We start from the raw sequence: 25,290 nt of genomic DNA on the forward strand, positions 1-25,290 counted from the left end.
GACAAGGAGGAGGTGAGAAGATGGCTATAGCCAAGATTATTGTAGATGTTCCCTTGATGCAGACGGATCAGCCCTATAGTTACAGGATTCCTAAGGAATTTGAGGGAATGCTGGAAGTTGGGATGCGGGTCCATGTACCTTTTGGTAAGGGCAATCGCCTGATTCAAGGGATTGTTCTTGGTTTGGAATCCCGATCAGCTGAGGAAGAGATGGAGCAAGATTTAAAAGATATTGCTGAGGTGCTGGATTTTTCTCCTGTTCTCACGCAAGAACAACTCTGGCTGGCTGAAGAGTTACGTAAATCTGTCTTCTCCTACAAGATCTCCATCCTCAAGGCTATGTTACCAGGGTTTCTGAACTCCAGCTATGACAAAATTCTCTATCCTAAGGCAGGTCTGAGTCAGGAAGACCGAGAGCGTCTATTTGGCTCAGAAGATTCGCTTGCCTTTTCTTCTCTGGATTTAGCTAAGCAAGCCGAAATGATGCGTTTGACTAGAAAAGGTCTACTTGGCCTGGAATATCAGGCTGTCGATCAGAAGAAGGTCAAGACCCAGTCTTGGTATGAGGTTGACCTTGTTCAGTTAGAAGGTGTAGAGATTTCTGCACGCGCCAAGAAAAAGTTAGAACTGAGAGACTATCTGCTGTCTCATCCAGAGAGTGATTCCTTGGCTAGTTTGTTAGAGTCCTACTCGCGGGAGCAAGTTAACTTCTTTGTGGAACAAGGTGCTGTGACCATAGTCAAAAAGGAAGTGCAACGCTCGGCTGCTTATTTTGAAGGTATTGAGGCAAGTCAACCTTTGGAATTGAATCCAGAACAAAGGCAGGCGCGTGATGCGGTTGTCAGTGCTATTGGTAGTCATCAGCCTCCCTTCCTCCTTCAAGGGATTACAGGAAGTGGAAAGACGGAGGTTTACTTGCAGATTATCCAAGGGGCCTTGGACAAGGGTAAAACAGCTATTTTGCTGGTACCTGAGATTTCCTTGACTCCACAAATGACGGAGCGTTTTATTGCTCGTTTTGGGGACAAGGTAGCCATTCTTCACTCAGGCCTGTCTAATGGTGAAAAGTATGATGAATGGCGCAAGGTGGAACGAGGAGATGCCCAAGTTGTGGTTGGCGCCAGATCAGCCATCTTTGCTCCGCTGAAAAATCTAGGTGTTATGATAATCGATGAGGAGCATGAAGCGACTTATAAGCAGGACAGTAATCCCCGTTACCATGCCAGAGAGGTGGCTATTTTACGGGCCCAATATAATCAAGCGGCATTGGTTCTTGGTTCCGCGACACCGAGCTTAGAGAGCCGGGCGCGTGCTGGCAAAGGCGTCTATCAACACTTGCGTCTGACCCAACGGGCCAATCCTTTGGCTACAATCCCTGAGGTTCAAGTGATTGACTTTCGAGACTATATCGGACAAAATGAGACGTCAAACTTTACGCCTCCCTTGCTAGAAGCCATCCAAGACCGTCTGGCTAAAAAAGAGCAGGTGGTTCTCATGCTCAATCGTCGTGGTTATTCTAGCTTTGTCATGTGTCGGGAGTGTGGAACTGTGGATACTTGTCCCAACTGTGATATTTCTTTGACCTTGCACATGGATACCAAGACCATGAATTGCCATTATTGTGGTTTTTCAAAGGACATTCCTCAGGTCTGTCCTAACTGTAAGAGTCGCAGTATTCGTTACTACGGGACGGGGACACAGAAGGCTTATGACGAGCTGGTAGAACTCTTTCCAGAGGCACGTATTCTGCGCATGGATGTGGATACAACTCGCAAAAAAGGTAGTCACCAAGCACTTCTTGACCAGTTTGGACGAGGGGAAGCAGATATTTTACTAGGAACTCAGATGATTGCCAAGGGTTTGGATTTTCCCAATGTGACCTTAGTCGGAGTGCTCAATGCGGATACTGCCTTAAATCTGCCTGATTTCCGTTCTTCTGAGAGAACCTTCCAGCTTTTGACTCAGGTTGCAGGCCGGGCAGGTCGTGCTGAAAAAGCTGGTCAGGTCCTGATTCAGTCTTACAATCCTCAGCACTACGCTATTCGATTTGCAAAAGACCAGAACTACGAAGGATTTTATGCCTATGAAATGGGTATTAGACGACAACTTGGCTATCCACCTTACTATTTCACCATTGGCATTACCCTTTCTCATAAGAAAGAAGAAGAGGTGATCAAACGTGCCTATGAAGTCATGAACATTTTGCGGTCAGGTTTGTCAGAGACCAGTAATATTCTTGGTCCAACGCCCAAACCGATTGCCCGTACCCACAACCTCTATCATTACCAGATTTTAATTAAATACCGTTTAGAAGATGAGCTGGAGCCGACTCTAAATCAGGTTCTGGCCTTGACTCAAGAACGGGAAAATAGTGAGCTCCGTCTCAGTATTGACCATGAGCCACAGCAATTTTTATAAGAAGGAGAAGATATGACAAAACTAATCTTTATGGGGACACCCGACTTTTCAGCAACAGTCTTAAAAGGACTTTTGACAGATGACCGTTACGAAATTCTAGCCGTTGTGACCCAGCCAGACCGTGCTGTTGGTCGTAAAAAAGTGATTCAGGAAACCCCAGTTAAACAAGCTGCCAAAGAGGCTGGACTTCCTATCTACCAACCTGAAAAACTATCTGGAAGTCCAGAGATGGAAGATCTTATGAAGCTAGGAGCGGATGGAATTGTGACTGCTGCATTTGGGCAGTTTCTCCCAAGTAAACTCCTTGATAGCATGGACTTTGCGGTCAACGTTCATGCCTCTCTTCTCCCTAAACACCGTGGTGGTGCGCCTATCCATTATGCCTTGATTCAAGGGGATGAGGAAGCTGGCGTGACCATTATGGAAATGGTTAAGGAAATGGATGCAGGAGATATGATTTCTCATCGCAGTATTCCTATCACGGATGAGGACAATGTCGGCACCTTGTTTGAGAAATTGGCGCTAGTTGGTCGTGATTTGCTTTTGGATACTTTGCCTGCCTACATTGCTGGTGACATCAAACCTGAACCGCAAGATCCAAGTCAGGTTACCTTCTCGCCAAATATCAAGCCAGAGGAAGAAAAATTGGACTGGAATAAAAGCAATCGTCAACTTTTCAACCAAATCCGTGGGATGAACCCGTGGCCTGTTGCCCATACTTTCCTTAAGGGCGACCGCTTTAAGATTTATGAAGCTCTAGCTGTAGAAGGTCAGGGAAATCCAGGTGAGATTCTCTCTATCGGCAAGAAAGAATTGATTGTCGCAACGGCAGAAGGGGCTCTATCCCTCAAACAAGTGCAGCCAGCGGGGAAGCCTAAGATGGACATTGCTTCCTTCCTCAACGGAGTTGGACGTACATTGACTGTAGGAGAACGATTTGGTGACTAAAGTAGAAACGGCTAGAAGTTTAGCCCTAGCAGTATTAGAGGATGTTTTTATCAATCAAGCATACTCAAATATCGCCTTAAATAAGCATCTCAAGGGAAGTCAACTTTCGGCAGCAGACAAGGGTTTGGCGACTGAGCTGGTCTATGGAACGGTAGCCCGTAGACTGACTCTGGAATGGTACCTATCACACTTTATCGAAGACAGAGACCAGTTAGACAGTTGGCTCTATGTCCTTCTTCTCATGAGTGCCTACCAGCTCCGCTATTTGGACAAGATTCCAGACCATGCTGTGGTTAATGAAGCAGTAGAATTGGCCAAAGTCCGTAAAAAAGGCAGTGAAAAATTGGTCAACGCTGTTCTTCGCCGTATCTTGCGTGAGGGCTGGCCAGATATTGCTAGCATCAAGCGAAAAAACAAGCGTGACTCCATTGCCTATTCTCTCCCAGTTTGGCTAGTTGCCAAGCTCAAGGAAGAATACGGAGAAGAGCGAGCAAAAGCCATCTTTGAAAGTCTCTTGGTGCGAAACAAGGCCAGTATTCGTGTAACAGACCTAAGTCGAAAAGAGGAAATCCAAGCCTTGTTGGAGGCGAATAATTCCCTTTTAGCAACCACTGGTCTGGTTAAGGAGCAAGGGAATTTTGCAGGCCATAATTTGTTTGCGGATGGAGCCATTACCATCCAAGACGAGTCCAGTCAGCTGGTTGCTCCGACGCTTGATTTACAAGGTGATGAACGAGTGCTTGATGCCTGTGCGGCTCCGGGTGGAAAAACAGCCCATATAGCCTCTTATCTCACGACAGGTCAGGTTACGGCTTTGGACCTTTACGATCACAAGTTGGACTTAATCCAAGAAAATGCCCAACGTTTGAGGGTTGTAGATCGGGTTCAAACTCAAAAATTGGATGCCAGAAAGGTACATGAGTTTTTTGGTCAGGATTCTTTTGATAAGATTTTGGTGGATGCTCCCTGTTCAGGAATCGGTCTTCTTCGCCGAAAACCAGACATCAAATACAATAAAGAAACGGCAGATTTCGCGTCCTTGCAGGAAATTCAGCTAGAAATATTAGGTAGTGTTTGTCAAACACTACGCAAAGGTGGTATAATAACTTATAGTACCTGTACTATTGTCTCAGAGGAGAACTTTCAAGTCGTACAGGCATTTTTAGAAAGTCATCCTGAATTTGAGCAGGTAACACTAGAACATGAATGTAAGGATATCATGAAAGATGGTTGTATCCTCATCACACCTGAATTGTATGGAAGTGATGGATTCTTCATCAGTCAATTTCGCAAGATATCGGATTAGGAAGGAACTAACACATGGAAATTTCATTATTAACAGATGTTGGTCAGAAACGGACAAATAACCAAGACTATGTCAACCACTATGTCAATAGAGCTGGACGTACCATGATTATTTTAGCTGATGGGATGGGAGGTCATCGCGCAGGGAATATCGCTAGTGAAATGGCGGTAACAGACCTAGGTATAGCTTGGGTCGATACCCAGATCGATACAGTCAATGAAGTGCGTGAATGGTTCGCCCATTACCTAGAAATTGAAAATCAAAAGATTCACCAGCTTGGTCAGGATGAAGCTTACAGAGGCATGGGAACTACTTTGGAAGTCCTTGCTATTATTGGCAATCAAGCTATCTATGCTCATATTGGTGATTCGCGTATCGGCTTGATTCGTGGAGAAGAATACCATCAGTTGACGAGCGACCATTCTTTGGTCAATGAATTGCTCAAGGCTGGTCAATTGACACCAGAAGAGGCAGAAGCTCACCCGCAAAAAAATATTATCACCCAGTCTATTGGGCAAAAAGATGAAATTCAGCCTGATTTTGGGACAGTGATCCTTGAGTCAGGTGACTATCTCTTGCTCAATAGTGACGGCTTGACCAACATGATTTCAGGCAGTGAGATTCGTGATATTGTAACCAGTGATATTCCTTTAGCAGATAAAACGGAGACACTTGTTCGTTTTGCTAACAATGCAGGAGGTTTAGACAACATTACGGTTGCCCTTGTTTCTATGAACGAGGAGGATGCAGAATGATCCAAATCGGCAAGATTTTTGCCGGACGCTATCGGATTGTCAAACAGATTGGTCGAGGAGGCATGGCGGATGTCTACCTAGCTAAAGACTTAATCTTAGATGGGGAAGAAGTGGCAGTGAAGGTTCTGAGAACCAACTACCAGACGGACCCGATAGCTGTAGCTCGTTTTCAGCGGGAAGCGAGAGCTATGGCAGATTTAGACCATCCTCATATCGTTCGGATAACAGATATTGGCGAGGAAGACGGTCAACAGTACCTAGCTATGGAGTATGTGGCTGGGCTGGACCTTAAACGCTATATCAAGGAACATTATCCTCTCTCTAATGAAGAAGCTGTCCGTATTATGGGACAAATCCTCCTAGCCATGCGTTTGGCCCATACCAGAGGAATTGTTCACCGGGACTTGAAACCTCAAAACATCCTCTTGACACCAGATGGGACTGTCAAGGTTACAGACTTTGGGATTGCAGTAGCCTTTGCTGAGACGAGTCTGACTCAGACTAACTCTATGCTGGGTTCAGTTCATTACTTGTCACCAGAGCAGGCGCGTGGTTCGAAGGCGACTGTACAAAGTGATATCTATGCCATGGGGATTATCTTCTATGAGATGCTGACAGGTCATATCCCTTATGATGGGGATAGTGCAGTGACCATCGCCCTCCAGCATTTCCAAAAACCACTGCCGTCCGTTATTGCTGAGAATCCATCTGTGCCCCAGGCTTTGGAAAATGTTGTTATCAAGGCAACTGCTAAGAAATTGACAGATCGCTATAAATCAGTTGCTGAAATGTATGTGGATTTGTCTAGTAGTTTGTCTTATAATCGTCGTAATGAACCAAAGCTGGTCTTTGACGATGCGACCAAGGCGGACACCAAGACTCTACCAAAAGTATCCCAGAGCACCTTGACCTCGATTCCTAAGGTTCAAGCGCAGACAGAACACAAACCAATCAAAAAAACAAGTCAGGCTGTGACAGAGGCAACTTACCAACCACAAGCACCGAAAAAACGTAGATTTAAGATGCGTTACCTGATTTTTTTGGCCAGCATTGTATTGGTGGCAGCTTCTCTTATTTGGATACTATCCAGAACTCCTGCAACCATTGCCATTCCAAATGTGGCAGGTCAGACAGTTGCGGAAGCCAAGGAAACCCTCAAGAAAGCCAATTTTGAGATTGGAGAGGAGAAGTCAGAGGCTAGTGAAAAGGTGGAGGAAGGGCGGATTATCCGTACAGATCCTGGCGCTGGAACTGGTCGAAAAGAAGGAACGAAAATCAATTTGGTTGTCTCATCAGGCAAACAATCCTTCCAAATTAGTAATTATGTTGGTCGGAAATCCTCTGATGTCATTGCGGAATTAAAAGAGAAAAAAGTTCCAGATAATTTGATTAAAATTGAGGAAGAAGAGTCGAATGAGAGTGAGGCTGGAACGGTCATGAAGCAAAGTTTACCAGAAGGTACGACCTATGACTTGAGCAAGGCAACTCAAATCGTCTTGACAGTAGCTAAAAAAGCTACGAAGATTCAATTAGGGAACTATATTGGACGGAAATCCTCTGATGTCATTGCGGAATTAAAAGAGAAAAAAGTTCCAGATAATTTGATTAAGATAGAGGAAGAAGAGTCCAGCGAAAGCGAACCAGGAACGATTATGAAACAAAGTCCAGGTGCCGGAACGACTTATGATGTGAATAAACCTACCCAAATCGTCTTGACAGTAGCTAAAAAAGTTACAAGTGTTGCCATGCCGAGCTACATTGGTTCCAGCTTGGAGTTTACTAAGAATAATTTGATTCAAATTGTTGGGATTAAGGAAGCCAATATTGAAGTTGTAGAAGTGTCGACAGCTCCCGCTGGAACTGCTGAAGGTACAGTCGTTGAACAGAGTCCTAGAGCAGGTGAAAAGGTAGACCTCAATAAGACTAGAGTCAAGATTTCAATCTACAAACCTAAAACAAATTCAGCTACTCCTTAAAATCAGATGGATAATCAAAATAAGTAATCAATCTTTGTCATGATTTCATGGCAAAGATTTTTTTTGAGTCCGGATTTGTGATAGAATAGAGGGAGTTGATAAAAGGAGGCAAGCATGGAAGAATCAAGAGAATTAAATGCCGTCATCGATGTGATTATGTTAGCTGGAACCATTCTTCTCAAAAGTGGCTCAGAGATTCATCGTGTAGAAGATACCATGATCCGTATTGCGCATTCGCAGGGGATTGTGGATTGCAATGTTCTTGCCATGCCTGCTGCTATCTTTTTCTCTATTGAAAATACCAATATTTCGCGCATGAAGCGCGTGACTTCCTCTTCTTATAATATTGAAAAAGTCTGCGATGTCAACCAGATTTCTCGTCAGTTGGTAGAAGGAAATCTTGATTTAGAGACAGCCTTCAAGCAATTGACAGCTTTGCAAGCCCAACCCCTTCCTTATACCAAGTTGCAGGTGACTTTGGCTGCGACCTTAAGTGCTCCTTTCTTTTCAATTATGTTTAGTGGAAATATCTATGACGCACTTGGGGCAGGAGTGGCGACCTTATTTGGTTTTGCCTTTTCCCTCTATGTGGAAAAATTTATCCGAATTCCCTTTGTGACAGCCTTTGCTGGAGCCTTTGTCTTTGGGATAATTGCCCAGTTTTGGGCTCGCTACACAGGTTTTCCTTCAACAGCAGACTTGATTATAGCTGGTGCAGTCATGCCTTTTGTACCAGGTATTGCCTTGACCAATGCGGTTCGTGATATTATGACCAACCACATAAACTCTGGTATGAGTAAGATGTTTGAATCTCTACTCATTACCCTTGCTTTAGGCGCAGGAACTTCTGTCGCCTTGGTATTGATGAACTAATATGACACTAACAACCTTTTTATTACAAGCAGTAGCAAGTCTTCTTGCTATTATCACTTTTCTAATCGTACTCAATGTGCAACGCTCTATGCTCTTACCTGGAGGGATTTTGGGCATGGCTGTCTGGCTAATCTATCTCTTTCTTAAGGAACCGACCAATGTTATTGTGGCTACTTTTATTGCAGCCATTATCGGTTCTTGTGTCAGCCAGATTTTAAGTATTCTTTATAAGACTCCTGCTGTGGTCTTTATCTTGGCCATCTTGGCACCACTGGTTCCGGGATACCTTTCTTATCGGACAACAGCCTTTTTTGTGACAGGAGACTATAATAAAGCGCTGGCAAGTGCAACATTAGTTGTTATGCTGGCTCTGGTCATTTCCATTGGCATGGCTAGCGGAACAGTGATTCTCAGACTGTATCATTATATAAAAACACATCGAGTATTGTAGACTTTACAGAAATAAAAGAATTTTCTGAAAAATGAGATAAATAAATTGACAAGGCTTTCTATGTATGCTATTCTCTCTATATAAAGGAGGAAAAATCATGAAAAAATCACTATTTTCCTTATTGTTTGTAAGTCTACTGACCTTGTTATTTTTCCCAGTCATGGTTTCTAATTCAGGCTCAGAATTTCAAAGTGGATGGCAAGAGCATCAGTTGATTGCCGAAAAGGTTAGTAAAACACTTGACAAGACATTTGATAAGGATGTCAGAGAAATTCCGACCAGTCAGTTTTATCAAGAATTTGTAGATGAGATGGGAAGGACTTACTCAGGAGATTTAATCCTCCAGGAGCTGAGAACTGTGAATGGGGCTTATAAAGCTACTTATATCGGTGAACTCTATAGCAACTAATCATTCTTTGAAATTATGACCAATAAGAGGCTTGATTGGGTGAATCAAGTCTTTTTTCTCTCTTTTACTACCATTTGTGATAAAATAGTACTGAACGATTTTTTACATGAATGATAAAACAGAGGTAAATATGACAATCGGTATTGATAAGATTGGTTTTGCGACCAGTCAATATGTCTTGAAATTACAAGACTTAGCAGAAGCGAGGGGAATTGACCCTGAAAAATTAAGTAAAGGACTCTTACTCGAGGAATTGAGTATTGCGCCCTTAACTGAGGATATCGTGACCTTGGCGGCTAGTGCAAGTGACTCTATTTTAACTGAGCAAGAAAGAGCAGAAATCGATATGGTCATTGTGGCTACCGAGTCAGGAATTGACCAAAGTAAAGCTGCAGCCGTCTTTGTACATGGTTTGCTGGGCATCCAGCCCTTTGCTCGTAGTTTCGAGATTAAAGAAGCCTGCTATGGAGCGACAGCTGCCCTTCATTATGCCAAATTGCATGTGGAAAATTCTCCAGAGTCCAAGGTCTTGGTCATTGCCAGTGATATTGCCAAATACGGTATTGAAACTCCAGGAGAACCAACTCAGGGTGCTGGAAGTGTGGCTATGTTAATTACACAAAATCCACGCATGATGGCCTTTAATAATGACAATGTAGCTCAAACCCGTGACATCATGGATTTTTGGCGTCCAAATTACTCGACAACTCCTTATGTAAATGGTGTCTATTCTACCCAACAATATTTGGATAGTTTGAAAACGACTTGGCTGGAATATCAAAAACGCTACCAGCTTACTTTGGATGATTTTGCGGCGGTTTGCTTCCACTTGCCTTATCCTAAATTAGCGCTAAAAGGCTTGAAAAAAATCATGGATAAGAGCCTGCCTCAAGAGAAAAAAGACCTCTTGCAAAACCATTTTGACCAGTCTATTCTCTACAGTCAAAAGGTGGGGAATATCTACACAGGTTCCCTCTTCCTCGGACTCTTGTCTCTCTTGGAAAATACAGATAGCTTGAAGGCTGGGGATAAAATCGCCCTTTATAGTTATGGAAGCGGGGCTGTGGCTGAGTTCTTCAGTGGTGAATTGGTTGAAGGATATGAAGCTTATCTGGATAAAGACCGTTTGAACAAGCTCAACCAACGAACTGCCCTGTCTGTTGCAGACTATGAAAAAATCTTCTTTGAGGAAGTAGACTTGGATGAAACAAACTCTGCCCAGTTTGCTGGCTATGAAAATCAAGATTTTGCCTTGGTTGAAATTGTTGACCACCAACGCCGTTATAGCAAGGTTGAAAAATAATGAAGATAAGTTGGAATGGATTTTCTAAAAAATCATACCAAGAGCGCCTCGAGCTGTTAAAAGTTCAGGCGCTCCTTAGTCCTGAGAGACAAGAGAGTTTGGAGCAGGATGAACAGATGAGTGTGACTGTGGCAGACCAGCTGAGTGAGAATGTAATGGGAACTTTTTCTCTGCCTTATTCGCTGGTCCCAGAGGTTCTCGTTAACGGTCAGGAATACACAGTTCCCTATGTGACAGAAGAACCCTCAGTGGTTGCTGCGGCCAGCTATGCCAGTAGAATCATCAAGCGAGCAGGCGGTTTTATTGCCCAAGTCCATGAGCGCCAGATGATTGGGCAGGTAGCCCTTTATCAAGTTGCTAATCCTGAACAAGCCCAAGAGAAGATTGCCAGCAAGAAAGCGGAGCTCTTGGAGCTTGCCAATCAAGCCTATCCTTCCATTGTTAAACGTGGGGGCGGGGCGCGTGATTTGCATGTAGAGCAGATCAAAGGCGAAACAGACTTTCTCGTTGTTTATCTCCATGTCGATACCCAGGAAGCCATGGGTGCCAATATGCTCAACACCATGCTGGAAGCCTTGAAACCAGTCTTAGAAGAACTCAGCCAGGGACAGAGTCTTATGGGAATCCTGTCCAACTACGCGACCGATTCTCTGGTGACTGCAAGTTGTCGTATCGCCTTTCGCTACTTGAGCAGTCAAAAGGATCAAGGACGAGAAATTGCGGAGAAGATAGCCATGGCTAGTCAGTTTGCGCAGGCTGATCCTTATCGAGCCGCTACTCACAATAAAGGGATTTTTAATGGTATTGATGCCATTTTGATTGCCACTGGTAATGACTGGCGTGCCATTGAGGCGGGAGCTCATGCTTTTGCCAGTCGAAATGGACATTACCAAGGTCTTAGTCAATGGACGCTGGATCTTGAAAGAGAAGAATTGGTTGGTGAGATGACCCTGCCCATGCCTGTGGCGACCAAGGGTGGCTCTATCGGCCTTAACCCTCGTGTAGCCCTCAGTCATGAGCTACTGGGAAATCCTTCTGCCAAAGACTTAGCTCAGATTATCGTGTCTATCGGACTAGCTCAAAACTTAGCGGCCCTAAAAGCCTTGGTGAGCACAGGAATTCAGCAAGGTCACATGAAATTGCAGGCCAAATCCTTGGCTCTCGTAGCAGGTGCCAGTGAGGCCGAAGTTGCTCCCCTAGTCGAGCGCCTCATCGCAGATAAAACCTTTAACCTAGAGACAGCCCAGCGTTATTTAGAAAATTTAAGATCATAAAAAACTCAGACGAAGGCAGTCTGAGTTTTTTTGTGTTTAAATACTTTTTCCTGGTAATAGAGTAACTGGTAAGAAGTAACCAGTTGTGGCGACTTCCTTGCCTTCAATCTTTTGTAAGAGAAGGTCAACAGTGAGGCAGGCAATCTCTTCCAAGGGTTGCTTGATGGTCGCCAGTTGAGGGTAGTAGTTCTCGATAAAGTAAGTCCCATCATAGCCGATGACCTTGAGCTCTTCAGGGACAGAAATGCCCAGTTCTTGAGCGATTTTAATGACCAGAATAGCTGTTAAGTCATCCGAAGCAAAGATGGCATCTGGTTTTGGTCGGGTCAAGATATTCTTGATTTCCATTTCTTTTCTGACAGGAGAAAAGTCACTGGAAACATTGATAATAGGAGCTTTTGGGAGAACGGATGCAAAACCAGCGTGGCGTAGTCCAGTTGGCGAATTGGAATTGTCATTCCCTGTAATCATAATGATAGACTGGGCGCCTGTCTTGACTAAGGTCTGAGCTGCGAGAACCCCACCAGCATAGTTGTCAGAAGAAACGACAGGGATGTCTGGTGACAGGTTGCGGTCAAAGGAAATAATCGGCGCTGTCACACGATTGTAGTCTTCGATTCCCAAGTTGTGACTACCAGAAATGATGCCGTCTACCTGATTGGCTTCCAACATTTCGATATATTCGCGTTCCTTTTCAGAATCGTGCTCACTGTTGCAGATGATGGTCTTATAACCATTTTTGAAGAGTTGGTGTTCCAGCTTATCAATCAATTCTGCATAGAAAACGTTAGAAATATTGGGAAAAATCAAGCCAATTAACTTAGCTGATTTTCCTTGCAGACTACGAGCTAGGTTGTTGGGCTTATAGCCCAATTCCCGCATGGCTTCATTTACCTTTTGAATGGTTTTTTCAGATAGATACCCTTTTTTATTGATAACCCGAGAAACGGTAGTAGGACTGACGCCTGCAAGTTTGGCGACATCAGTTAGTTTTGCGACCATAATCTAATTCATAGTAAGTTCCAGTTGGGTTTCCAGATTTGATGAGGATCCCATTTTGGTCCGCATGTGGGAAGACACGACCAGAAAATACTTTTTCTCCTTTATTGATGAAAATTTCAAAGACAGAGTTATCGATGAAGATCGTAGCAGTAGTAGGCTGATTATCGATAGGGCAAGAACGAGTAGTTCCAAATTCTTGGGCATACTGTTCACCAGCCTGGCTACGATCCACTGTCACTTGACCATTTACAAGGTCAAAGTTGATGGAAAGTCCCTTGCCTTCTTGATCAGCAAGTAAGACAATCTCGCTCTGGCTATTAGCTTCCAAGTTGAGTTCAAGTTCATAAGTGTTCTTGGTTTGGGCACGATTTGAGAAAGGTTCTTCAGAAGCACGAAGGTCCTTGATAGCTGCGACTGGGTATTGGTAGAGTTTGCCGTCTTTGATAGTGAGTTCCTTGACCAAAGAGAAGGTTCCTTGGTGGTCAAAACGGTCAGATGGATATGAAACATCAGGCAAGCCAAGCCAGCTAACAGCTAGAGCGCGTCCATCAGGAGCGTTGAAGGCTTGAGTTGCATAGGCTTCGAAACCATAATCCATGTTTTGAAGTTGAGACACATCTACCATTTTAGCATTTTCAGGGTCAAAGGAAGCTCCAATCTTATACATATTTGGAAAGATATTATCGTAGTCTAGAACTTTCTTATCCAATCCTTGTGGGCAGTAGAGAAGGACAGGTTGCTCCCCTACAAAGACCAGATTAGGACATTCCATCATGTAGGCAGTGCGGTCGTTAGCAAAGTCAAGGTCGCCAACAACTTGCCAGTTTGTGTAGTCGTTGTCAACAGCCTTGTAGAGACGGACGAAGCCTTTTTTCTCCAAGTCCTGTCCACCGACGATAGCATAGTATTGGCCCTTGAAGTTAAAAATTTGCGGATCACGGAAGTGGTCAGTAGAGTCTGCTGGCTGGTCAATCAAGATCTTGTCAATCTTCGTAATCTTGCCATCCTTATCCATCAAAGCTCCGATTTGGTATGGGTGACGAAACCAGTTTTCATCGCGGACATTTCCCGTATAAAATAGGAATAACTGATTACCGAATTGCATAGCAGAACCAGAGTAGGCGCCGTGGCTATCTAATGGAGTATCAGGCAAAACTTTGACTCCAGTTTCTGTGAAGTGAACCAAGTCCTCGCTTTCCAATTGCACCCAAGATTTCAAACCGTGGGCTGCACCAAAAGGAAAGTTCTGATAAAAAACAATCCACTTTCCATCAAAGCAAGAAAAGCCATTTGGGTCGTTTAGGAGTCCTGTTTTTGGCTCAACATGGTAATGAGTATGCCATGGAGATTGTGCCATATTTTCTTTAATATTCTTAATTTCTTCTTGCGTCCAATCTTGATAAAGTCTGTAACGACGCTCAGTTGTCCATTCCATTCTTTCATTCCTCCAAAAATCTTATCACTTTTAATAGTAACCGTTTTCGGAAAAAAAAGCAAGCCTTTTATGTTAAAAAAGAGAAAAAACTGTCAAACGTTTATCACAAATCAAAACCAGAAAACCAATCAAATTTTCACGAAAATATGAAAGATGATAAAATGAAAACCTTATCAACCAAGATTGAAAACTTATTTTTTCAAGGAATACCTGATAAAACAATCAAAAACAATCAATCTAAAGCGTGTCCACTAAGTGGATAGAATATTTTTCTGCAAAACGCTTGACATATTTCTAAAACATGATAAAATAATAGTCGTAAGGGCGAATAAAATCGCTTTCAAACAAGAACAAAATTTTATGTAAGGAGATTTTTGCAAATGAACAATCAGGAAATTGCAAAAAAAGTCATCGATGCCTTGGGCGGACGTGAAAATGTCAACAGTGTTGCCCACTGTGCGACTCGTCTTCGTGTCATGGTCAAAGATGAAGGAAAAATCAATAAAGAAGTGATTGAAAACTTGGAAAAAGTTCAAGGTGCTTTCTTTAACTCAGGTCAATACCAAATCATCTTTGGTACAGGTACAGTTAACAAAATGTACGATGAAGTTGTTGCACTTGGTTTGCCAACATCATCTAAAGATGACATGAAAGCAGAAGCTGCTAAACAAGGGAACTGGTTCCAACGTGCTATCCGTACTTTCGGTGACGTTTTCGTTCCAATCATCCCAGTTATCGTAGCGACAGGTCTCTTCATGGGTGTGCGTGGTCTTTTCAATGCTCTTAAAATGCCACTTCCAGGAGACTTTGCAACTTACACACAAATCTTGACAGATACAGCCTTCATCATCTTGCCAGGTTTGGTTGTGTGGTCAACCTTCCGTGTATTCGGTGGAAATCCTGCCGTTGGTATCGTTCTTGGTATGATGCTTGTTTCTGGCTCACTTCCAAACGCTTGGGTAGTCGCTTCAGGTGGTGAAGTAACGGCTATGAACTTCTTTGGTTTCATCCCTGTTGTTGGTTTGCAAGGTTCCGTTCTTCCAGCCTTCATCATCGGGGTTGTCGGAGCAAAATTTGAAAAAGCTGTCCGCAAGGTCGTTCCAGATGTCATTGACCTCTTGGTAACACCATTTGTGACACTTTTGGTCATGTCTATCCTTGGACTCTTTGTCATCGGACCAGTCTTCCACATTGTTGAAAACTATATCCTTATTGGTACAAAAGCAATTCTTGGCTTGCCACTTGGTCTTGGTGGTTTCTTGATTGGTGGGGTTCACCAATTGATCGTCGTGTCAGGTGTGCACCACATCTTCAACTTGCTTGAAGTGCAATTGCTTGCTGCTGACCATGCTAACCCATTCAACGCTATCATCACTGCGGCTATGACAGCTCAAGGTGCTGCGACTGTTGCGGTTGGTGTTAAAACTAAAAATCCAAAACTGAAAACACTTGCTTTCCCAGCTGCTCTTTCTGCCTTCCTCGGTATTACAGAGCCTGCTATCTTCGGGGTGAACTTGCGCTTCCGTAAACCATTCTTCCTCTCATTGATTGCTGGTGCAATCGGTGGTGGATTGGCTTCTATCCTTGGACTTGCTGGTAATGGTAGTGGTATCACCATCATCCCTGGTACAATGCTTTATGTTGGTAACGGACAACTTGCCCAATACCTTCTTATGGTAGCTGTATCATTTGCACTTGGTTTTGCTCTTACTTACATGTTTGGTTATGAGGATGAAAAAGAAGTTGCTACTGAAGCGGCGACAGAACGTTTGGTCCAAGAAGAAACAACTGGCAACATTCCAGCAGCCCTTCAAAATGAAACACTTGTAACTCCTATCGTCGGTGATGTTGTCGCTCTTGCTGATGTTAATGACCCTGTTTTCTCAAGCGGAGCTATGGGACAAGGTATCGCTGTGAAACCAAGTCAAGGTGTGGTATATGCACCAGCTGATGCTGAAGTTTCAATTGCCTTTCCAACAGGACACGCTTTTGGTTTGAAAACAACTGATGGTGCTGAAGTTTTGATTCACGTTGGTATTGACACTGTATCTATGAACGGTGAAGGTTTTGAAGCAAAAGTTGCTCAAGGTGATAAGGTTAAAGCAGGCGATGTTCTTGGAACATTTGACTCAAACAAAATCGCTGCAGCTGGACTTGATGATACAACAATGGTTATCGTTACAAATACAGCTGACTATGCTTCAGTAGCTCCAGTCGCAACAGGTTCAGTTGCGAAGGGGGATGCCGTTATTGAAGTGAAAATTTAATCAATCCTCTCTAATGTGAAAACGAACAAATGACATGTTTGTTCGTTTTTGCTTGAATGGTAAGATTTACAGAGGAAAAACTAAAATATAGAGAAAAGTAACTTTTTTGAAGTATGCTATAATTAAGAAAATAAAAACAAGAGGTTTATCATGACAAAATTATATGGAAGCTTGGAAGCGGGCGGTACAAAGTTTGTCTGTGCTGTCGGTGATGAAAACTTTAACGTTGTAGAAAAAACACAATTTCCAACAACAACTCCAATCGAAACAATCGATAAAACCATCGAGTTCTTCTCAAAATTCGATAATCTTGCTGGTCTTGCAGTCGGTTCATTTGGTCCGATTGATATTGATAAAAACTCAAAAACTTATGGCTTTATCACAACGACTCCAAAACCAAACTGGGCAAATGTGGACTTGCTTGGTGCCCTTCGTCGCGCCCTCAACGTGCCAATGTACTTCACTACAGACGTAAACAGCTCTGCTTATGGTGAAGTGGTTGCCCGTAATAATGCTGGTGGCCGTATCGAAAACTTGGTTTACTACACAATCGGTACAGGTATCGGTGCAGGTGTCATCCAACGTGGCGAGTTTATCGGTGGTGTGGGTCACCCTGAGATGGGGCATTACTATGTTGCTAGACACCCAATGGATATTGAAAAAGAATTCAACGGTGTTTGTCCTTTCCATAAGGGATGTCTGGAAGGCTATGCAGCTGGTCCAAGTTTGGAAGCTCGTACAGGTGTACGTGGGGAAAACATTGAACTCAACAACCCTGTTTGGGATGTTCAAGCCTACTATATCGCTCAAGCTGCGGTTAATGCGACAGTGACTTTCCGCCCAGACGTGATTGTCTTTGGCGGAGGGGTCATGGCTCAACAACACATGCTGGACCGTGTCCGTGAGAAATTTACATCTCTTCTAAATGGCTACCTACCAGTACCAGATGTGCGTGATTACATTGTAACGCCAGCAGTAGCAGGAAATGGTTCTGCTACTCTTGGAAACTTTGTACTTGCAAAAGAAGTTTCAAAATAAAGCACAAAATCCGCTTGGTTTCCCAAACGGATTTTGTGGTTGCAAATAATATTTTTGAGCCTTTCCTTAAGTGATTACGGACGGTAGCGACTTTCTTCGAAATTCCATACCTAAACTTTGAGCCTAATGTCTCAAAGTTTCCGAATACCTGAAACCATTAGATTTCAGGTGTTTCTATCACGGCGGAAAGGCTAGGTAAGTCCTCGCCTTACTATCGAAAAATATGCATGATTTCCATACCAAAGTATATTTAGTATTAAGCTATAGTTAATCTACGCTTTAAAAATCCACTTGGGAAACCAAACGGATTTTTTACGTGTCAAAGCATTTGCCAGAAAAAGTCAATAATATAGGTCAGACCGTAGGTATAAACCACGAGAGTAAAGGGCTTGGTCAGAACGATAATAATCATATAGCGCTTGAAGCTCATCTTGGTCAGGGCAGCCAGCATACAGAGAAAGTCAGCTGGACTAATGGGCCAAATCATCATAAAGATAAAGAAACGGTCAAAACGATTGCCCTTATCTAGCCAGCCGATGTACTTGTCATAGGTGCGCTTGCTGACGACAGACTGGACAAAGGCAGCCCCATAGAGGCGCACCAGATAAAAGATAATGGCACAGCCAATCACGATACCGATATAGTTGTAGATCGTACCGATGATGTGACCGTAGATAAAGACACCAGCCACCGAGGTCAAGGCTCCTGGAATGATAGGGACGACCGTTTGTAAAATCTGTAAAAAAATAAAGAGAGGTGGCCCCCAGATACCTGCTTGCTGGATAAAGGCAGAGAGGATTTCCTTAGACTGTAAAATCCCAGCCTGATAAGCCCAAATACAGAAAATCAAACTCCCAACCCCACCGACAATCGATGAGATATTGATAACTTGCTGCAGAAGGGGAGAAACAGCTTTCATTTGTTTATCCTGTGACATGTAAACTCCTCATAGATAGTATAACTCTACTATACCATATTTTGGAGGAGAAAGGGGGAATGAGTGTTTTTGATAAGAAATAGATGGGAATACAGGTCTTCGAGACTTAGAATAGGTCTGTCAACTAAAGTTTAAATGTATTCTAAGATTAGAATAATCGCAATTACATAAATTTAAAAGCATTCTAAGTTTCGAATAGCTTATCTAATATAATTTTGAGGTCTTCTAGCTTTCGAATAGTCGTCTTTCCTAAAGTTTAGATGTATTCTGAAGCTAGAAAAGCTAAAATCTAAAAATAATAAGAGTCTCTCTGATGGATGTAATTTATGTCTAGTATGAATCCTTTGAATCGTTAGTTAATTTTAATATTAATCAGTTCTGAAATAATTATTAAATATAGTTAGATGGTGAATGAATTATTGCTAAATTTCAAGTTCAAGTAAGCCATCCAGAAGTCTTCTCTAGGCGACTTGTAGTTCAAGCATTTTTTAGGATAGTTGTTAATCCATTTTTCGATGAATGCGATTTCTTTGGGAGTCGTTTTCTTAGTTCCCTTAGGCTTAGGTAACCATCTACGAATAAGCCTGTTGTGATTCTCATTAGTTCCCCTTTCCCAAGAGGTATAGGGATGTGCATAGTAGATATGTTCCTTAGAAAACATATCGGACAGGCGGTTGAATTCCGTTCCGTCCATTAGTAGATAAAGGATTACTCCTTCTTGAAATGACAGATGAACTTGTTTCTTATAAAAAATGTTGTCAAGAAATTATTCGCTTTTTTCCAGAAGTTTTAGAGGAAGAGAACTTTATGGGGAAAAAGGAGTTACTCAAATAACAATTCAGGATCAAAAATAGACAGTTGAGGAGCAGAGTGGATAAATTAAGTTTGCTACTGTATAATGGATTTATCACTAAAAACGCTCCATGCCATATTTTACATAGCATTAGTCTTCTAAAAATGGACAGAAATCATTGTAAAGGCTATCAAAAAAGAGTATAATGAGTGAAAGAAATTTCGGAGGTTAAAGATGCTAGAAGTAAGAAGTCTAGAGAAAAGTTTTGGATCCAAGCAAGTTTTGTTTGGTATTGACTTTCAAGCGCGACCAGGTCGTATTTTGGGACTAGTCGGAAAAAATGGTGCTGGGAAGACAACGATTTTCCACAGTATTTTGAAGTTTTTAGAATATCAAGGAGAAATTAGTCTTGATAATCAGGATATTCGTCAGGAGACCTACACTCGGATTGGCTATCTGCCTGAAGAACGCAGTCTCATGCCTAAATTGACAGTCCTTGAACAAGTTCGTTACTTGGCGACTCTAAAAGGTATGGATGCTAAGGAAATCAAGGAAAAACTCCCTCAATGGATGAAGAGGTTGGAAGTGAAAGGGAAGCTGACAGATAAAATTAAGAGTCTGTCAAAAGGAAATCAGCAGAAGATTCAGCTTATCATTACTTTGATTCATGAGCCAGACTTGATTATCTTGGATGAGCCTTTCAGTGGATTGGACCCAGTCAATACAGAATTGCTCAAACAAGTCATTTTTCAGGAAAAAGAGCGCGGAGCAACCATTATCTTTTCTGATCATGTCATGACCAACGTCGAGGAGCTTTGTGACGATATTCTCATGATTCGAGATGGTCGTGTGGTCTTGCATGGACCAGTTCAGGATGTCCGCAATCAATACGGGAAAACGCGTCTCTTTGTTGCAAGTGAACGAAGCAAGGAAGAACTGGAAAAACTTCCTCATGTTAAACAGGTGAGCTTGACCAAACAAGGCAGTTGGAAATTGATTTTGGAGGATGAGAGCGCTGGAAGGGAACTCTTCCCAATCTTGACTCAGGGGCAATATATCGCAACCTTTGACCAACAAGCGCCGACAATCGATGAAATCTTTAAACTAGAATCAGGGGTGGAAGTATGAGAAATATGTGGGTTGTAATCAAGGAAACCTATCTTCGACATGTCAAATCGTGGAGTTTCTTCTTTATGGTGATTTCGCCGTTCCTCTTTTTAGGAATCTTTGTAGGAATTGGGCATCTTCAAGGCTCTTCAATGGCTAAAAATAATAAAGTGGCAGTAGTGACAACAGTGCCATCTGTGGCAGAAGGACTGAAGAATGTAAATGGTATTAACTTTGACTATAAAGACGAAGCAAGTGCCAAAGAAGCGATTAAAGATGAAAAATTAAAAGGCTATTTGACTATTGATCAAGAAGATAGTGTTCTAAAGGCAGTTTATCATGGCGAAACATCGCTTGAAAATGGAATTAAATTTGCAGTTACAGGTACACTCAATGAGCTGCAAAATCAGCTTAATCGTTCAACGGCCTCCTTGTCTCAAGAGCAGGAAAAACGCTTAGCGCAGACAGTTCAATTCACAGAAAAGATTGATGAAGCCAAGGAAAATAAAAAGTTTATTCAAACAATTGCAGCAGGCGCCTTAGGATTCTTTCTTTATATGATTCTGATTACCTATGCGGGTGTGACGGCTCAGGAAGTTGCCAGTGAAAAAGGCACCAAAATTATGGAAGTCGTTTTTTCTAGCATAAGGGCAAGTCACTATTTCTATGCGCGGATGATGGCTCTATTTCTAGTGATTTTAACGCATATTGGGATTTATGTTGTAGGTGGTATCGCTGCCATTCTGTTATTTAAAGATTTGCCATTCTTGGCTCAGTCTGGTGTTTTAGATCACTTGGGAGATGCTTTCTCACTGAATACCTTGCTCTTTATTTTGGTTAGTCTCTTTATGTACGTCGTCTTGGCGGCCTTTCTAGGTTCTATGGTTTCTCGTCCGGAGGACGCAGGAAAAGCCTTGTCGCCTTTGATGATTTTGATTATGGGTGGTTTTTTTGGAGTGACAGCTCTGGGTGCAGCTGGTGACAATCTCATCTTGAAGATTGGTTCTTATATTCCCTTTATTTCGACCTTCTTCATGCCATTTAGAACCATTAATGGCTATGCAGGGGGAGCAGAAGCATGGATTTCGCTAGCTATTACAGTGATTTTTGCGGTGGTAGCAACAGGATTTATCGGACGCATGTATGCTAGTCTCGTTCTGCAAACAGATGATTTAGGAATCTGGAAAACCTTTAAACGTGCCTTAGCTTATAAATAGAAGAGCCTCGCGAAAGCGAGGTTTTTTAGAGATGAAAAGAGTGGAATCACGAACCTAATTACTTACACATTATGTAAATAGGTTACTTGAAAACTTGATTGTATAGTGAACTGAATCTGGAATAGGATAATATTGCTTCTAAAACATTCTTATAAATTGATTTGAATTCCAAAATCCCATCGTTTTCCGTTCTTATTTCATTTTGCGATATAGTGAAAGGAAATAAGTCAGCTCACAAAAAACGCATACTACCAGGATTTTTCAAGACCTGATAGTATGCGTTTTTTGATTGTGAAGACTTTTCATCCAGCCTCTTTATGTGATAAAGTATCGTTAATATTCAATGAAAATCAGACTGGGAAGTTAGCGGAAGGATCTTCGAAACTATGTTTTGAGGTTTAGGAACTGACCAAGTCAGTAACATATACACACTAAGGACAAGCTGACGTGGTTTGAAGAGTATAAAAATCTGTTTCGTAAGCATCTAATAATAGGGTGTTTTGATAGTGTAATCATTTGGATAAGCATTATAGTATAGTGATATGAAATCAACTAAACTAAATAAGAAATATAGATTATCAAAACTCTTTTAAAAGATTGCATTAAATCTAAATAACATAGATGTCTTCAGCGTGTGCTGTCTCATCTTATGCGAAAATCTTATAAGGAGAGTATAGAAAATCTCGATTGTAATCAACTAACTGATTGGAGAAATGTATAAATATGAGAAGTTAGCCCCCATGTCACTACCATAATGAGATTGCTCGAATTCCTTGCTTTTTATACTCAATGAAAATTAAAGAGCAAACTAGGAAACTAGTCGCAGGTTGCTCAAAACACTGTTTTGAGGTTGTGGATAAGACTGACGAAGTCAGTTACCTATACCTACGGCAAGGCGACGTTGACGCGGTTTGAAGAGATTTTCGAAGAGTATTAACTCAATATCAAACTGGCTACGATAGGGCTGACAAAGACATAGAGAATACCAGTGACACCGATAGCCAAACCACCCATAGCTCCTGCTACAGATCCGTATCGGAAGGCTGTCCCTGTTCCGACTGCATGGCCTGTTCCTCCAAGGGAAAGACCAACAGCTACTGGATCATCTATTTTCAACCACTTCAAAAGGGTTGGGCCGATTACACTGGTTAAAATCCCAGTCGCCACTACAACCACCAAGGTCACAGTAGTCAGACCTTGCAATTTTTCTGTTATTCCTACTGCCATGGCGGTTGTTACTGACTTGGGAAAAAGAGAAATGGCTAAGAAAAAGTCCATGCCAAAAATCTTAGCCACAAGAGCTGTGAAAGAGGTATTGACAACTACCGCTAATAGACTTCCAAAAAGAATACTCCGAGCATGATGCTTCATCAAGTGAAAACTCTTATAAAGCGGAATACCTAGAGCAACAGTCGATGGGACAATCAAGTTGTTCAGATAAACCCCACCTTGGTAGTAATCTTGGTAAGAAATACCCGTCACTTTCAGAAAGATAATAATGAAAACAGCTGATAAAAGCAAGGGCGTTGTCAATGGATGAGGAAAACGTCTGTAAATCAGCATTCCCACTAGATAAGCTAAGATAGACAGGGCAAGCCCAAACAGGGGATTGGAAACAAATTCACTCATTTGGCATCTCCTTTCTCATAATCTCCCTCAAACCGTCTCTTGATGAACTGAACTACCAAGGCTATGAGGATAATATTGATGACTGCTGCAAAAAAGACAATCAAAACAATAGGCAAGAGATAGGGAGCAATCACATCAAACTTCTCCATGATTCCCACTGCTGGCGGCAAAAAGAGAATGGTCATATTGGCTAGCAAGAAATTCCCCACCATATTGACATGCCTAGTTCTCAGCCACTTGAATTGTAGGGCTAGAAAGAGAATAATCAAACCGATAATACTGCCTGGAATGGGCAAATGAAAGAAACTGGAAATCCCCTCTCCGATTAGAGAAATCACAAAGAGAATCATTAATTGAACATATAATTTCATCCTATACTCCACGAAATAGACTTCTTGCATACCAGTTTACTCTTTTTTCAGAAAATTTCAAGGAAATGCACCAAGAGATAATGAAAATTAAAGAACAAACTAGGAAGTCAGCTGCATGTTGCTCAAAGCAAAGTATTGGGTTTGTAGGTCAAACTGACATAGTTTGAAGCGATTTTCGAAGAATATTACTTTTTTTTGCTTAAGTGAATGACTTGATTATAGTGTTTTAAGTCTTCTTCTGTGTAGTGGTGAATGACTTCAATGACTGTCTGTGGTAGGGAGAAGAGCAAGTCGCTAATTTTTCTGCTATTTTCCGAGTCAAGATTGGCCTTAATCTCATCGGCTAAGATGAGTTGGCTATCATGGTAGAGGGCACGAGCGATTTCTAGGCGTTGTTTCTCGCCACCAGACAGACTGTCATTGCTGAGGGTTCGATTTTTCAAATGATCTAATCCCGTTTTTTTGAGGATAAGATTTAAAGTCTCTGGATTTTTATCCAGTCCTAGAAGGATATTGTCTTCCAGAGATAGCGTGTCAAAGCAATGGCTATCTTGGAGAATATAGGAACTAATACTTGTGATTTCTTGACGTGACAGGTTCTGACCAGCAAAGCTAATCTGACCACTTGTTGGTGTCTCTTCTCCATGAATGATATTGAGCAGGGTTGTTTTACCAGAGCCACTTTCCCCGATAATGGCAATTTTTTCTCCTTGCTTGATGTGTATGGAAATCGGAGACAAGAGGCTATTCCCCTCTTTTTCAAGGGAGATGGTGTCAAGTTGGATAGGGAAAATATTTTCTATGCTTCTAGGCGAGATGGGATCAGACTGGTTCAAAAGTTTTTGGTATTTGTTGAGAAGAGTTCGATTCGCTTTTCGGGTGTTGGTAAAGTAAGCCAACTCTTGGAATTGATAGCCGATATTATGGGAAACCAGATAGATGGCCACAAAACTAGCCGCATCTAAATAATTATAGTAGGTCATAAAGCCACCGATGACAATAGGTGTGACGGAGCAAAAGGCATCGATGCTATTGATCAAGAGACTGTTTAAAGTTCGTTGCTTTTCATAGTTGATTTCGACATCCAGACTGGTTTGTAATTGCTTTTGATAGTGAGCAAAAAAGTAGTCTTGCCCCTGATAATGGCGAATTTGTTGGCTACCACCAATAAAATTTGTCAAGCTTGCTAAGTAGCTCTGGTTAACAGTGGACCGCTTTTCAGAAAGTGAATCCAAACGCTTGGATCCGATAGCACTGCAGAGTACAGGAAAGGAGTAGAAGAGGATGAAAATCAAGCCCAGGTGAAAATTGGTCCACAGGGCATAGAGAATGGACACAGTTGTGAAGCCAAGAGAAGAAATGATGATGACCGTTGGCTCAATATAGCTTTCTTCTAGTTGCTTGACGTCGTTTTCTAGGTCAGACAAAATATCCTTTTCATCAATCTCATAACTATTTAAAAATCGCTTGAAAATAGCACTCTTGATTCCATATTTGAAGTCAGTAATCAAACGAGCGTAGTAATAGCGTTTCCCAGCCAAGCCTAGTAAGAGGATGAGGTTTCCAAGGATTCCTAGAATCAATACTTTCCAAAGAAGGCCTAGTTCTTGATTGGTAAAACTGGCAACAATATTCTGAACAAGGGCTGGCGTGATAATTGCTTCCAGCCAAGTAATGGCAATAGAAAAGAAGTAAAGTACGAGGTGTTTCTTAGTAACAAATCTTCTCAGCATAAAGACTTAACCTCCTTATCAATATACATGTAATCAGTTTTAAAGTCAT

Annotated in this window: 21 protein-coding genes and 1 pseudogene; 15 read left to right on the forward strand and 7 right to left on the reverse strand. The window is 42.1% G+C overall.

Features of this window, described 5'->3' with window-relative positions; all coding sequences use genetic code 11:
• The first annotated feature begins 20 nt into the window (after positions 1 to 20).
• The 10 genes from AC6I9F_RS02670 (at position 21) to AC6I9F_RS02715 (ending at position 11,712) form a co-directional block, all read left to right on the forward strand.
• Positions 21 to 2,417, forward strand: coding sequence for a primosomal protein N' (locus tag AC6I9F_RS02670; protein WP_498022563.1), 2,397 nt, complete (start codon positions 21 to 23; stop codon positions 2,415 to 2,417).
• A 12-nt stretch (positions 2,418 to 2,429) separates the two neighbouring features.
• On the forward strand, positions 2,430 to 3,365 hold the full coding sequence (fmt, locus tag AC6I9F_RS02675; protein WP_498022565.1) for a methionyl-tRNA formyltransferase: 936 nt from the start codon (positions 2,430 to 2,432) through the stop codon (positions 3,363 to 3,365).
• Complete coding sequence (rsmB, locus tag AC6I9F_RS02680) at positions 3,358 to 4,671, forward strand: 16S rRNA (cytosine(967)-C(5))-methyltransferase RsmB (protein WP_498022567.1); 1,314 nt, start codon at positions 3,358 to 3,360, stop codon at positions 4,669 to 4,671. The genes fmt and rsmB overlap by 8 nt, the downstream gene beginning before the upstream one ends.
• 14 nt (positions 4,672 to 4,685) lie before the next feature.
• Positions 4,686 to 5,426 (forward strand): Stp1/IreP family PP2C-type Ser/Thr phosphatase, encoded by a 741-nt coding sequence (locus AC6I9F_RS02685; RefSeq protein WP_050234902.1) that lies wholly within the window; start codon positions 4,686 to 4,688, stop codon positions 5,424 to 5,426.
• Positions 5,423 to 7,402, forward strand: a complete 1,980-nt coding sequence (gene stkP / locus AC6I9F_RS02690; RefSeq protein ID WP_498022569.1) for a serine/threonine-protein kinase StkP — start codon at positions 5,423 to 5,425, stop codon at positions 7,400 to 7,402. The genes AC6I9F_RS02685 and stkP overlap by 4 nt, the downstream gene beginning before the upstream one ends.
• A 114-nt stretch (positions 7,403 to 7,516) precedes the next feature.
• The gene (locus AC6I9F_RS02695) at positions 7,517 to 8,275 is read left to right on the forward strand and encodes a threonine/serine exporter family protein (RefSeq protein WP_498022571.1); all 759 of its coding nucleotides are present in this window, start codon (positions 7,517 to 7,519) and stop codon (positions 8,273 to 8,275) included.
• A 1-nt stretch (position 8,276) separates the two neighbouring features.
• A complete protein-coding gene (locus AC6I9F_RS02700; RefSeq protein WP_218774906.1) occupies positions 8,277 to 8,726 on the forward strand; it encodes a threonine/serine exporter family protein in 450 nt (149 codons plus the stop codon).
• Between the two features lie 160 nt (positions 8,727 to 8,886).
• Positions 8,887 to 9,135: a hypothetical protein gene (locus AC6I9F_RS02705; RefSeq protein ID WP_057487170.1), complete on the forward strand. Its 249-nt coding sequence runs from the start codon at positions 8,887 to 8,889 to the stop codon at positions 9,133 to 9,135.
• Between the two features lie 130 nt (positions 9,136 to 9,265).
• Positions 9,266 to 10,438: a hydroxymethylglutaryl-CoA synthase gene (locus tag AC6I9F_RS02710; RefSeq protein ID WP_498022573.1), complete on the forward strand. Its 1,173-nt coding sequence runs from the start codon at positions 9,266 to 9,268 to the stop codon at positions 10,436 to 10,438.
• Complete coding sequence (locus AC6I9F_RS02715) at positions 10,438 to 11,712, forward strand: hydroxymethylglutaryl-CoA reductase, degradative (RefSeq protein ID WP_498022575.1); 1,275 nt, start codon at positions 10,438 to 10,440, stop codon at positions 11,710 to 11,712. The genes AC6I9F_RS02710 and AC6I9F_RS02715 overlap by 1 nt, the downstream gene beginning before the upstream one ends.
• A 36-nt stretch (positions 11,713 to 11,748) precedes the next feature.
• Here the strand turns inward: AC6I9F_RS02715 and AC6I9F_RS02720 are convergent, their stop codons facing one another.
• Both AC6I9F_RS02720 and AC6I9F_RS02725 read right to left on the reverse strand, forming a co-directional pair.
• Entirely contained in the window at positions 11,749 to 12,714 is a 966-nt protein-coding gene (locus tag AC6I9F_RS02720; protein ID WP_498022577.1) for a LacI family DNA-binding transcriptional regulator, read from the reverse strand.
• Positions 12,695 to 14,149, reverse strand: coding sequence for a sucrose-6-phosphate hydrolase (locus AC6I9F_RS02725; protein ID WP_498022579.1), 1,455 nt, complete (start codon positions 14,147 to 14,149; stop codon positions 12,695 to 12,697). Before AC6I9F_RS02725 ends, AC6I9F_RS02720 begins: the two co-directional genes overlap by 20 nt.
• A gap of 380 nt (positions 14,150 to 14,529) precedes the next feature.
• On the opposite strand from AC6I9F_RS02725, the gene AC6I9F_RS02730 reads away from it, so the two are divergent.
• A complete protein-coding gene (locus AC6I9F_RS02730; protein ID WP_498022581.1) occupies positions 14,530 to 16,416 on the forward strand; it encodes a sucrose-specific PTS transporter subunit IIBC in 1,887 nt (628 codons plus the stop codon).
• Positions 16,417 to 16,566: 150 nt separating this feature from the next.
• Positions 16,567 to 17,454 (forward strand): fructokinase ScrK, encoded by an 888-nt coding sequence (scrK, locus tag AC6I9F_RS02735; RefSeq protein WP_000164316.1) that lies wholly within the window; start codon positions 16,567 to 16,569, stop codon positions 17,452 to 17,454.
• 319 nt (positions 17,455 to 17,773) lie between these two features.
• Here scrK and AC6I9F_RS02740 read toward each other — a convergent pair whose 3' ends face one another.
• Complete coding sequence (locus AC6I9F_RS02740) at positions 17,774 to 18,391, reverse strand: TVP38/TMEM64 family protein (protein WP_498022582.1); 618 nt, start codon at positions 18,389 to 18,391, stop codon at positions 17,774 to 17,776.
• A 400-nt stretch (positions 18,392 to 18,791) separates the two neighbouring features.
• A pseudogene (locus AC6I9F_RS02745) lies at positions 18,792 to 19,082 on the reverse strand (IS30 family transposase); the annotation flags it as partial.
• Between the two features lie 336 nt (positions 19,083 to 19,418).
• Between AC6I9F_RS02745 and AC6I9F_RS02750 the strand changes: the two are divergent.
• From AC6I9F_RS02750 to AC6I9F_RS02760, 3 genes are all read left to right on the forward strand, one after another.
• A complete protein-coding gene (locus AC6I9F_RS02750; protein WP_498022584.1) occupies positions 19,419 to 20,312 on the forward strand; it encodes an ABC transporter ATP-binding protein in 894 nt (297 codons plus the stop codon).
• The gene (locus AC6I9F_RS02755; RefSeq protein WP_112443876.1) at positions 20,309 to 21,508 is read left to right on the forward strand and encodes an ABC transporter permease; all 1,200 of its coding nucleotides are present in this window, start codon (positions 20,309 to 20,311) and stop codon (positions 21,506 to 21,508) included. Before AC6I9F_RS02750 ends, AC6I9F_RS02755 begins: the two co-directional genes overlap by 4 nt.
• Before the next feature lie 789 nt (positions 21,509 to 22,297).
• Entirely contained in the window at positions 22,298 to 22,423 is a 126-nt protein-coding gene (locus AC6I9F_RS02760; protein ID WP_411865981.1) for a hypothetical protein, read from the forward strand.
• Positions 22,424 to 22,441: 18 nt separating this feature from the next.
• Here the strand turns inward: AC6I9F_RS02760 and AC6I9F_RS02765 are convergent, their stop codons facing one another.
• From AC6I9F_RS02765 to gggC, 3 genes are all read right to left on the reverse strand, one after another.
• Positions 22,442 to 23,137: an LrgB family protein gene (locus AC6I9F_RS02765; RefSeq protein ID WP_001288952.1), complete on the reverse strand. Its 696-nt coding sequence runs from the start codon at positions 23,135 to 23,137 to the stop codon at positions 22,442 to 22,444.
• Complete coding sequence (locus AC6I9F_RS02770; RefSeq protein WP_000781325.1) at positions 23,134 to 23,508, reverse strand: CidA/LrgA family protein; 375 nt, start codon at positions 23,506 to 23,508, stop codon at positions 23,134 to 23,136. Before AC6I9F_RS02770 ends, AC6I9F_RS02765 begins: the two co-directional genes overlap by 4 nt.
• A 185-nt stretch (positions 23,509 to 23,693) precedes the next feature.
• Entirely contained in the window at positions 23,694 to 25,241 is a 1,548-nt protein-coding gene (gene gggC / locus AC6I9F_RS02775; protein ID WP_218774899.1) for a streptosactin export ABC transporter GggC, read from the reverse strand.
• Positions 25,242 to 25,290 lie beyond the last annotated feature (49 nt).

The sequence above is a fragment of the Streptococcus nakanonensis genome (genome assembly GCF_059738785.1).